Source organism: Segatella copri, assembly GCF_009494395.1.
Classification (GTDB): Bacteria; Bacteroidota; Bacteroidia; order Bacteroidales; family Bacteroidaceae; genus Prevotella.
Map to the genome: position 1 here is coordinate 1 of NZ_VZCB01000087.1, position 1,095 is coordinate 1,095.

Here is a 1,095-nt window from a genome sequence, read left to right on the forward strand (position 1 = left end):
ATCTCAAAATAATGTTGTACCTTTGCACGGCGGCATCATTTTTCTAATTTTGAGACAAGAATACGCAATTTAGCCCTCCATCAGCACAAGCTAATGGAGGTTATAACTTAATTTGACTAAATATTAAATTCATTTTTATTGTTCCTCATCTTCCCAGAACTCAGGAAGAAGAGTATAATACTTATCCTCAGGCGTAGAATCTATGTGCTTCAACACATAACAAAGCCAACGCTCAGGATTTTTATCTAGTACCTTACATGCACCAAACAAGGAGTACATCATTGCTGCACGCTTACAGGCATCCAAGTCACGGCAGAACAAATAAGCCTTCTTTCCCATCACCATGTCACGGATCAGGCGTTCGGTATCATTATTGTCCAAAGGCATGTCTGGGATGTCTATATAATTGGTCAACTCTGTATAGTTGCGCAACATATAGTTCAATGCCTGGTATATATTGCTGTCTTTTGGCACATCCAAGATGGCACTTGCAGCCCATAGCTTGAAGTCCTCCCATAGTGGCTCAGCATGGTCCTTCCTGAACTGTGCCTTCTCCTCGCCCTCAAGTTTCTTCTCCTTTATCATTTCCTCAATCAGGTTAATGTTCTGGTAGAAGAGAATACCTATCTTTGCAAGATTAGGATTTTCCTTCAAGGCACGTTCCATTGGTCTTCGGGCATGAACGACACAGCGACACAATATACGACCATTTATCTTCTTCAGCCAATCATAGCCGGAGTAACCATCACACATCAGCGCCACACCTTTCCAATCTTTGAGGTTGTCCATGATGTCAGCAGTACCCCTACCATGCTTGTTTTTCGTATTAACCATGAAGATTGGAATGCCTGTCGCCACTGAACGATATTGAATCAAGTAATGATTTACCGTCTTATGCTTCTCGCAGTCCAATATCGGGAATGGAGAACCATCAGCGCCAAGCAGCAAACTGGACATTACTCGATCCTTCTGCAGATTGTAGAGAGGTTCTATCTTGTCGCATACACCCTGATGCCAGTCATCGACTGTTGAAGGAGCGAGTATCAAGCCATCCTGTTTCATCTTCTTTATCTGCCGGTTAAACGGCTGATAGAC

General features: G+C 42.9%; 1 protein-coding gene. It reads right to left on the reverse strand.

All coding sequences use genetic code 11. The features are described from left to right. Nucleotides 1-135: 135 nt before the first annotated feature. On the reverse strand, nucleotides 136-1,095 hold a 960-nt coding region (gene tnpC, locus F7D73_RS12195; protein WP_153125087.1), incomplete at its 5' end, for an IS66 family transposase.